Here is a 9447-nt window from a genome sequence, read left to right as displayed (position 1 = left end):
GGTAGTCGTGCTCGATGCGCCGGCGCAGCTTCGCGGTGCGCACGAGGGTGGCCGGCGGGGTCTCGGCGGGCAGGTTGGACAGCCAGAACTGCACGGGTTCGGGCTCGGTGGCGGGCCATTCGGCCAGTAGCCGGCGCACCGGCAGTTCGGGGCCGGCGGCTGCCTTGCGGATCTCGCGTCCGGCGGGCCGGATCCGCAGGGCCACGAACCGTGAGTACCTGCGCTTGACGCCGCTGCGGCCGCTGCCTGGGCGGGAGCCCTCGCGCCACCGCACGGGCCGGGCGGCCTGTCGGCCGGCCGCGATGACCAGGTTCTTCACGGTCCGGGCCGGCTCGGGGTAGGCAGGCTGCGGGCGGGGGCCGCGGCCGCTGTAGGGCGGGGTGTGCGGCTGTGCCTCTTCCGGCTGGGCGGTCGTCGGGGTCGAGATACCCACGACGTAGTCGAGCTTGCGTTCTTCCAGGCCCAGCCGGAAGGCCGCGGTGTCGCCGTATCCGCCGTCGGCGACGGCGAGCGGGACGTCGATGCCCCACGATCGGGTCTCGTCGATCATGTCCAGGGCCAGGGCCAGGGCCGATATCAAACCCGGGGCGGTTCACAGCGAACAAGGCGCAATCGGCCGAGTTCGGACAGCGGATGTCGGCGCGGGGCGAGAGGCCTCCGGGTGAGGTGTCACCTTCGACAGGTCCACCTCGCCCGGCGCTCCCGTTCCCTTTCGGGAACTCGCCGCTGTCACATCGATGTCGGTGGACGGATTCGGACGGTTCCGCTACGGGTTGACGGCTTACTCGTCGGCGGCGGCCGCGACGAAGGTCTCGGCCGCCGCCGCGTCGACGCCCAGCGAGGACAGTACCCCGGCGCCGTCCTCCTCCTCCAGCAACCCAAGCAGAACATGGCCGGTGCTGACACCGTCCTCGTCCAACCGCAGGGCCACCCGCGGCGCCAGTTCGAGCGCCTTCTTCGCGTGGGCGTCGTACGGAATCAGCACCGGATCGGCGTCGCTGCGCGCCGGCAGGGCCGCCACTACCATGTCCCGCGCCTGGCCGCGGTCGACGCCCTGCGCTCGCAGGGCGTCGACCGCGGTGCCCTCGGTGCCGAGCAGGCCGAGGACGAGATGCGCCGGGACGATCTCGGCGTTGCCAGCCAGCTTGGCCTCCTTCATGGCGGCGATGATGGCGCTGCGTGCCGGCTGGGAGAACTTCTCGAAGGCGTTCGACGGCTTGGCGTCGGGCTTGCCGACGAACCGCTTCTGGGCTGCCTGCCTGGTGACGCCCATGCTGCGGCCGATGTCGGTCCAGGACGCGCCGGAACGACGGGCCTGGTCGACGAAGTGACCGATGAGGTGGTCGGCGACCTCGCCGATATGGTCGGCCAGCAGGACCGCGCCGGCCAGCTGGTCGAGGGCGTCAGTGTGGTCTTCGGTGATCGCCGTGATGAGCTCGTCGAGCTTGACCGGCGGAGTGGTGTGCTTCATGATGTCAACCTTAGGTTGTCACTCCCTCTCTGTCAACCTCGGGTTGTCACTCGGCTTCGGTCAAGAGCGGCGCCGTGTGAACGTGCCACCGCCGGGCGTGGCATTGTCCATGCCGACCACTGGCCTGGCCGCCGCGCCCGCTGCCGAGGTCGGTCCGAACGCCTGTATCGAGTGGTACTTGTACGTCAACTCCGCCTCGGGCACGGCCAGCGCGAGCGTGGGGCCTTGTCGAACAGCGTCGTGTAAACCGACGCCGGACGTGCCGGCGAGGATCGTCTCCCAGGCCGTCGTGATCGCCACCGGCATCAGCGAGGACGGCGGCCGTGAGGTGCTGGGCGTGATGGTCGGTGACAGCGAGACCGAGGCGTTCTGGAGCGAGTTCCTGCGTTCCTTGCGCGAACGCGGCCTGGGCGGGGTCCGGCTGGTGATCTCCGACAGTCACAGCGGCCTGGCGGCAGCGATCCGCAAGGTCATGCTCGGCGCCGCCTGGCAGCGTTGTCGTGTCCATTTCCTAAGGAATGTGTTTTCCCTGATCCCCAAGGGATCAGGGGAAATGGTCGCGGCGACCATCCGCACCATCTTCATCCAGCCCACCGCCGAAGCCGTCCATCACCAGCTCGATGCGGTGGCCGACATGCTCGGGCAGCAGTTCCCCAAGGTCAGGCAGGTGCTCCTGGACGCCAAGGAGGACCTGACCGCCTTCGCCGACTTCCCCATCTCCCACTGGAAGAAGATCCAGTCCTCAAATCCCCTGGAGCGGATCAACCGCGAGATCAAGCGCCGCACCGATGTCGTGCAGGTCTTCCCCAACCCGGCCGCCCTCGAACGGCTGGTCACCGCCGTGCTCAGCGAGATGCGCGACGAATGGATCGCCTTCCCCCGCCGCTGCCTGTCCGAAGGCAGCATGACGGCCATCTACGCCGCCGAACACGCCGACCACACCACCCCTGCACTCCCCAACACCCCAAACGCTACGGACGGTTGATCGCCTACACCATCACAACGGACGTGACCGGCATCCGGTCTACGGCTACGTGACCCCGATCGAGACCAGGGCCCTGGCCCGAGAACTCACCCACGCAGCGTAAACACTCGCTGTCCATCATCGTGGGGGAACTTCAGCCTTCCTGGGCAGCTTGCTGCAGCACACTCGACACCAACAAGACACCTTCTACAGCGTCGTAGCACCTGTAAACGTCGCTGCGACAATGCACGCCTCCGTTCGAGCGTGCGTCGAGAACTTTGAGCACCGGCTCAGGGGCCTCAGGTGCGAGCAGCCGACGACCGCCCGGCCGCCTTCGTGCAGCCGTTGACTCACCGTCGATCCAGCGTCGAAGGCGAGGATGCAAGCTCGGCGCGACCTCGGAACACACCCTGCGAGGGTCCGTGGTGCGGCAACAGCCTCCACCCGCCAAGCATGAGGAGAGACCTATGCCGTGCATCGTCACGGTCGGCACGTTCGACAGTAATGGCGTCGCCGACGTCACCAAGATCCTTCAGGAGTTCGACGCCGAAGTCGCACCCGAACTTCCCCGACTGCGCCGGAGGCAGGTCTTCCACTACAGCGACCTGTTCATACACATGCAGGACTGGGACGCTGCGGACGAGAGCGAGGCGCAGCGGCTGGCCGCCACTGACCCCCGGTGCATCCAGCTGGACGAGCGCCTGTCCGCCTACTTCGGCGGGCACGACCCGATCGAAGACTGGGACGGCCCGATCGACCGGCCCACGGCCGAGCGGTTCTACCTGTGGCCGGCCGAACAGCTGGAGAATCTGGAGCACTCGTTCAGCGCGGTCATCGTCAACACCCAACTGCAGGAGCACATCCCCGAGGTGTCGCGGCTGTTCGCGGAGTCGGACGAGACCGACATCCCACTGAAGATGGGCACGTTGCGCCGCCAGATCTATTTGTGGCGCGGCATCTACCTGCACATCCAGGACTTCGCCGAAACCAACAGCATCAAGGTGATCAGCTCGGTGTGGACGGAGGGCGACCCCCGCTTCCTGCAACTCGTCGACGACCTCACACGGATCATCCTGCCGTACGACCCTGACGGCAATTCGTTGGCCACTCGCTTTTACCACTGGGCTGCAGAGGTGTCCGCATGACCGAGCTACCGACCTTCCCCATCCGCCGGCAGCAGCCAGGCGTGCTCCCGGCCCAGTACGAGACGCTGCGGGAGCGTGGAATCGGCCGGGTGGTGCTGCCGACCGGAAAGCTCGCCTGGATGGTCGTGCGGCCCGAGTTCGCCCGGTTTGTTCTGTCCGACCGGCGGTTCAGTGCCGACAAGACCGACGACAACTTCCCGAAACTGACGCCGAACGGGCTCAACAAGCTCAAGTACTGTGCGCCGTTCATGGTCAACCAGGATGGTCCCGAGCACCTGGAGCAGAAGAAGACGATCGCCCAGGAGTTCTCCCCGGCAAGAACCCCCGGGTTGGAGAACCGCATGCGGGTGGTGGTGGACGACCTGGTCGACGTGATGCTGGGGCAGCAGACGAAGCCGGTCGACCTCGTGGTGGAGCTGTCGTACCCGATCGCTTGGAAGCTGCAGGAGATGTTCATCGGCATCCCCGCGGCCGAGCTGGCGACGATGCGCGAACACGTCTGGGATCTGCTGCTGCGCACCTCCAACGAGGAGGAGGAGAAGGCAGCCGCCGCGATCCTCAACGACCACGCGATCGAAGTGCTGAAAGAAAAGGCAGACCACCCGGGCGACGACCTGATGAGCCGCCTGATAGCGCAGGAGCGCGCCAAGCACGGCGAGGTGGACTGGTTCCGGCTGGCACCCACGATGCTCGCGAACGCCCAGGGCATCCACAACTCGGTCTCCACGATGATCTCGTTGGGCGTGATCACTTTGCTGACGCATCCGCAGGAGCGAGCGGCGCTGCTGGCCGAGCCGGACCGGATGTGGGGCGCGGCGGACGAGATGCTCCGGTACTTCTCGATCAACGACGGCACCCCGATGCGGGTGGCCACCGAAGACGTGCTCATCGGCGACACGCTGGTCAAGGCCGGCGACGGCATGGCCATACCGACGATGCCCGTCAACCGTGACCCGTCGACGTGCCCGTATCCCAACGAACTCAACCTCCTGCGGGAACAGCCCGTCAGGCACATCGCGTTCGGCCACGGACCGCATCAGTGCCCGGCGAACCGGCTGACGCCGGCCGTGTTGGGAATGGTCTTCACGACGCTGTTCGACAAGGCCCCCACGCTCGCGCTGGCCGTGCCCGAAGCGGAGTTGACGTACGGGTACCACTCGATACAGGCGTTCGGACCGAAGGCAGTGCCGGTCACCTGGTAGCGGCCGTCTCTGCCTGGCGGCAGGCCAACAGGCTGACCGAGTCGACCGGAGGGGCTGACAGTGAAAGAGCAGTTCGGCAATGCGCCCGCAGCGAGCCACCGGGCCCTGTCGCGGGCCCTGATCTGATGGCGCCGCGGGAGGCTGACGGCCGGGTCGCCCTCGTCATCGGTGCTTCGGGGGCGCTCGGCGCTGCCGTCGCCCGTGTCCTCGACCAGCGCGGCTACCGGATGGCGCTGCACTGCACCACCGGTGAGGACCGGGCCCGTGCGGTCGCGGCCGAGCTCGGCGAGCCCTGCGCCGTGGTGCAAGCCGACGTCGCCGACTGGGCCGCCACCCGGGACATGGTGGACCAGGTGCATGCCGAGCTGGGCGATATCAGCGTGCTCGTCAACGCGGGTGCCATCCGCCGAGACGGCCTCCTGGTCGCCCAGCCTGTCGACGACTGGGCCCGGACCATCGCCGTCGACCTGATCGGCACCTTTCACACCTGCCGGGCTGCTCTCCCGGACATGATACGGGCCCGCTGGGGGCGGGTGATCAACGTCGTCTCGCCAGCCGCCCTGATCGGCAGCAGGGGCCAGACGGCGTATTCAGCGGCCAAAGCCGGCGTGCTGGGCCTGACTCGGAGCCTGGCCCTGGAGTGCGGGCGGTACGAGGTGACGGTCAACGCGCTCTCGCCCGGATTCATGGCCACGGCGCTCACCGCGCAGGTGCCGGCCGAGGTCGGCGCCGCACTTCTGGCCAGGACCGCGTTCGGCCGCATGGGCACGCCTGCGGAGGTGGCCCGCGGTATCGAGTTGCTACTGGACGCCGACTACATGACAGGCCAGGTGCTGTCCATCGATGGCGGGATGTCTGTTTCCTGATATCAGCGCCAGCCACAGACCCCCTCCCACCGTGGCGACATGGGCGACGCCACGGCATCGGCGATGGGCGCGGGCGGCCGCTCCTCGTGCACTGCAGTGGGGCTCAGAACCCGCGGGCAGTGAGCCACTCGTCCAGCGCGACCGAGACGATGTCGCCGATGGGCAGGTGGTCGAGTTCGTTGTCCAGCGCGAAGCGTTTGATCCGCTTCTTCAGCTTCAGGGCAGCGGGGACCGACGAGTCGAGGCTCTCGCGCGTGACGATGCGCTGGTTGAGAACGACGGCGGTTTCGGGAATGTCCTTGGGGCGGCCGGCCCCCTGAGCCCACGGTGTTCCTTCGTGCGGCGCTGTCTGAGATTGCACGTCCTGTTCCTGGTGAGTCCGTGGAACATCGGTCCTCACGCGGAACCCGTTGCCGCCTCTCGTCGGAGGAGCTGCAGGGCGAAGCGCCACCTCGGCGCCCGAGGCTGCGCCAGGAGCCGTGGACGGGCTGCGCTGCGCAACGGGTTCGGTCGGCTGCCTCGGCTGGAGCGCAGGTGCTGCAGGATCGGCAGCCGGGGCCACAGGCGCCACCTGCCGTTCCACCGGCATCCCAGTGAACTCTGTCCCCGCTCGGGAGCGACGACAGCCGGGCGAACCGGCTGACGGGTGGCTGGCTTCGGCACGGGGTCGCTCGGTGTGACCTCAACGGGTCGGCTGGGTGGAGGTCTGCGCCACTTCGGGCACCGCCTCGGCCTGGCCCCGCGCCGATACTTCGGCGAGAGCGGGAGAAGGAGCGGGCTGTGCCTGCGGCTCGCGGGCAGGTGGACGGCCTTCGCCGTCGGTGGCGGCCTGTTCGGCGGCGTACTGCTCGGGGGTGAGCTCGGCGGCTGGGGGAGGGGCGGGGCTGTCTTCTTGGCTCCGCCCAAGGCACGGCCGCCGCCGGTGCGGCGGGCCGGGGGCCTCATGCGTTCGGTCATGCTGCAGTCAGCTCCTTCATCAGCTCGGCGTACTCGCTCAGTTCAGTCGGGATCTCGCCGAAGGCCTCCATGTAGTGCACCCAGGATTGGATGGTGGTCTCGGCGAGCGGGAACGGCTCGTCCCGGTCGGGGCCGATGCCCTCGCCCTCGGCGGGGTCGAGGAGCTTGTCCTTCGCGTTGCGGGGCAGGCTGGTGCGGTCGTCGGCCTTGACCATCACGACGTGGGCGGTGACGCCGCGGATGTTGCGGGCGGCGGCGCGTTCGGCCTCGTCGAAGGTGGCTACGAGCTTGCGGCGTTCGATCTTGGTGCGGGTGACCGGTACGAGCAGCAGGTTCGCCTCGGTGACAGCCTCGTGGAAGATGCGGGCGCTGCCGCCGCCGGCGTCGACCACGATCGCGTCGAACTCGGCGCGCTTGGTACCGGATGTACTCGGCGATGTCGTCGAACGGGTACCGCTCGACCACCAGGTTGGCGGGGATCTCGAAGCCGGCGGCCTGGGCGACCTTGAACCAGTCGAAGGCGGACTGGCTGGTGGCGTCGGCGTCCAGCAGCAGCGTCGGGACGCCGAGGACGACGGCGTAGTAGAAGGCGATGAACCAGGCGGAGGCACGCTGCGCGAGCTTGCGCCGCTCGGCGGCCCGCGCTGCCGTGCGCATCCGCAGCGTCTGCTGCGTGGTGCGCACGGTCCCATCGCCCCCCCCTTTCAGGTCCTCACCTCACCTCACCTCACCTCACCGTCGGACTCGGCGACTCCGTGCTGTTCGCCGGCGGAGTGAGGACGATCTGCGGCTGGCCCGCGACCGCGGGCGGCGGGGTCAGGTCCTGGGCCGGAAGGTTGGGGGAGGTGGTTTCCTGGACGAGAACCTGACCGAAGTCGACCAGGCCGGTCTTCTCCACGGCGGAGATGTGGTCCAGGACGGTGTTGTTGACCTGGTCGGCCAGTGCGCGGACCAGCGAGTTCCTCGTGGTGGTGCGGACGCCGGCGATCGTGGTGAGGAACTGGCCGTTCGTCGCGCGGATGGTGGTGGCCATGTCCGTGTCGAACTGCTTGCCTCTTTCCGCGTTCAGCCGGGACTCGAAGCTCTGCTGTTGGGGCGATGGCTGGCTGGGCAGTGTGATGCCCAACTGCCCCGCGACATTGCGACAGGCGGCGTCCAACGCGGCATCCCCGTCGACCAGATGCTCCCCGGCGGTCCTGACCGCCTTCGTCGTCCCTTTCTTCAGCGCCTTCTCGCCGACGGGATACTCCCACAGTCCGGCCGAGCGCACCTTGACCACAAAATCCCTGTCGGCTTCCGTCAGTGGCCCGGTCGCCGGGGTGGCGACGACTCGCGTGGGTGCGCTGCTGACCTTCTGAACTCCGAGCATGGAGGGGTAGAGGAGGGAGCCGAGGGTGAGGCTGACCGCACCACCCAAGAAGAGAGTTCCCGCCGCCTTTCGTGAAACGAGCACCGTGTCTCCTGATCCGGTTCAACGGATCCCGCACACACCGTACTTACGGATGCGAAGGTCCGTAGAACCTCTTGGGCTCGTTATGGGTTGGCAAAGAGATCGGTGGCCGGCGAGCGGCTGACGAGCCGCCGGCCCCTTGAGCGCGAAGAAGGGCCGTTCGACCCTAACGGCGGCCAGGGAAGGGGCTGTTAGGCCCTAGGAGCCGGGTGCCTCTCCGCCGACCATGTAGCGGCGGCCGGGAAGAGCCAGGTCCATTCCCGCACCTCTGGTCCTTCCCGGCTCGTCGTGGACACCAACTGATGTCGAAGACACCAACTGATGAGGAGGACGCTGTTCGGCCGACGAGATACAGCAGTCGGGGACCGCGCGGTCGCGCGCCGTTGGCGTCGTGGCACGCGGGCGATCGGGATGTGCGGCGGAGGCGGCGGCCCGGCCTGCGTGGACGGAGCGGCTGGTCATGTACGTGATGTTCACCGGCTGCCACCTGACTTTCCTGGCCGTGGCCATGGCCGGTGTTTCGATGCGTGGTGGGGTCCTTGGCCGGACGTCGTGGTGCCTTCGCATGGGGGCGGCAGTCCTGCGCGACCGTACGCAGGTCATCCGTGCGCGCAGGGACTCATGGAAGTGCCGTGGAGTATGCAGTCAGGCCCCAGTGGGCCGCACCCTCGAAGTAGCGTCAGGGCCCATGGTGTTTCTGTTCGCCAACGGTCGCCGCTCACGGGGCCGGAAGCGTCTACGGGCTCGCCTTCACCAACCCGTTTGGGCGCAGTCCGAAGGCACGGACGTACGCCAGCTGTGCGTTGTTGGTGATCCCGCGATGGTGCAGGACCACGCCTTTCGGGACGCCGGTCGTGCCCGGTGTACTGGATCTGGGCCGGTTCGATGGCGTCGACCTCGGGGGCGCCCAGGTCTATAGGACGACGAGGTGTACGCGGCTGGGAGGGGCCGCTGGAAGCCGGGCGCGCGAGCGGACCGGGAGCGGTACGTGCCGTTCAGTGCCATGGGTATCGTCGTCCTGGCCGTGGAGATCGACCACATCTCGGCTGCGGACCCGGACGGCCGCCGCATGGTCCGCGGCACGATCCTCAAGCCGGCAACCCGGTGTACGACAAGTACGTGGGCAACGAGTCGCCGGTCGACAAGACCCAGAACCCGGTGCAGTACTTCGACTCGCCGTTCGACCGCACCAAGTGCGCGTGCGGATGCGAGGAGGAAGCCGCAACGTGGCCCGAGGCCCAGCCGCAGGCTTGACGGGCTGAGCATCGTGCCCTGTCGGCCGCACTCGGCAGGGCACGATGCTCAGCTGACGCAGTGAGGGGAACCATCCCTGATGGCCGTTTCCGACAAGGGAGTTGAGCCTTCGTTCCGCTGCGGCGACGTCGCCGTGGA

8 protein-coding genes and 2 pseudogenes are annotated in these 9447 nt (G+C 68.1%); 5 read left to right on the top strand and 5 right to left on the bottom strand.

The genetic code is table 11. The features are described from left to right. Both ACWC09_RS42880 and ACWC09_RS42875 read right to left on the bottom strand, forming a co-directional pair. Positions 1–565, bottom strand: a pseudogene (locus ACWC09_RS42880) (transposase); the annotation flags it as partial. A 216-nt stretch (positions 566–781) separates the two neighbouring features. Continuing rightward, complete coding sequence (locus ACWC09_RS42875) at positions 782–1471, bottom strand: Clp protease N-terminal domain-containing protein (RefSeq protein WP_450856538.1); 690 nt, start codon at positions 1469–1471, stop codon at positions 782–784. A 268-nt stretch (positions 1472–1739) separates the two neighbouring features. Here ACWC09_RS42875 and ACWC09_RS42870 point away from each other — a divergent pair. The 4 genes and pseudogenes from ACWC09_RS42870 to ACWC09_RS42855 form a co-directional block, all read left to right on the top strand. After that, a pseudogene (locus ACWC09_RS42870) lies at positions 1740–2456 on the top strand (IS256 family transposase); the annotation flags it as partial. A 446-nt stretch (positions 2457–2902) separates the two neighbouring features. Beyond that, positions 2903–3580, top strand: a complete 678-nt coding sequence (locus tag ACWC09_RS42865; RefSeq protein ID WP_450856537.1) for a TcmI family type II polyketide cyclase — start codon at positions 2903–2905, stop codon at positions 3578–3580. Next, positions 3577–4782, top strand: a complete 1206-nt coding sequence (locus ACWC09_RS42860) for a cytochrome P450 (protein WP_450856535.1) — start codon at positions 3577–3579, stop codon at positions 4780–4782. The genes ACWC09_RS42865 and ACWC09_RS42860 overlap by 4 nt, the downstream gene beginning before the upstream one ends. 125 nt (positions 4783–4907) lie before the next feature. Continuing rightward, positions 4908–5648: an SDR family oxidoreductase gene (locus ACWC09_RS42855; RefSeq protein WP_450856533.1), complete on the top strand. Its 741-nt coding sequence runs from the start codon at positions 4908–4910 to the stop codon at positions 5646–5648. Between the two features lie 103 nt (positions 5649–5751). On the opposite strand, the gene ACWC09_RS42850 is transcribed toward ACWC09_RS42855, so the two are convergent. From ACWC09_RS42850 to ACWC09_RS42840, 3 genes are all read right to left on the bottom strand, one after another. Continuing rightward, positions 5752–6009 carry a hypothetical protein gene (locus ACWC09_RS42850; RefSeq protein WP_450856531.1) on the bottom strand — a complete coding sequence of 86 codons (258 nt, stop codon included), beginning with the start codon at positions 6007–6009 and terminating at the stop codon, positions 5752–5754. A 592-nt stretch (positions 6010–6601) separates the two neighbouring features. Continuing rightward, the gene (locus ACWC09_RS42845) at positions 6602–6997 is read right to left on the bottom strand and encodes a hypothetical protein (RefSeq protein ID WP_450856530.1); all 396 of its coding nucleotides are present in this window, start codon (positions 6995–6997) and stop codon (positions 6602–6604) included. A 335-nt stretch (positions 6998–7332) separates the two neighbouring features. Then, a complete protein-coding gene (locus ACWC09_RS42840) occupies positions 7333–8022 on the bottom strand; it encodes a DUF4142 domain-containing protein (protein WP_450856540.1) in 690 nt (229 codons plus the stop codon). Between the two features lie 1152 nt (positions 8023–9174). On the opposite strand from ACWC09_RS42840, the gene ACWC09_RS42835 reads away from it, so the two are divergent. Beyond that, positions 9175–9309, top strand: a complete 135-nt coding sequence (locus ACWC09_RS42835; RefSeq protein ID WP_450856528.1) for a hypothetical protein — start codon at positions 9175–9177, stop codon at positions 9307–9309. Positions 9310–9447 lie beyond the last annotated feature (138 nt).

The sequence above is a fragment of the Streptomyces sp. NPDC001617 genome, from assembly GCF_053596855.1.
Note: the sequence above shows the minus strand (reverse complement) of the source record. Positions and strands in the feature narration are given on the sequence as shown.

Excerpts from the sequence above, each read along its gene's own strand:
- ACWC09_RS42875 (WP_450856538.1), bottom strand. The coding sequence starts at position 1,471 with ATGAAGCACACCACTCCGCCGGTCAAGCTCGACGAGCTCATCACGGCG.
- ACWC09_RS42865 (WP_450856537.1), top strand. The coding sequence starts at position 2,903 with ATGCCGTGCATCGTCACGGTCGGCACGTTCGACAGTAATGGCGTCGCC.
- ACWC09_RS42860 (WP_450856535.1), top strand. The coding sequence starts at position 3,577 with ATGACCGAGCTACCGACCTTCCCCATCCGCCGGCAGCAGCCAGGCGTG.
- ACWC09_RS42855 (WP_450856533.1), top strand. The coding sequence starts at position 4,908 with ATGGCGCCGCGGGAGGCTGACGGCCGGGTCGCCCTCGTCATCGGTGCT.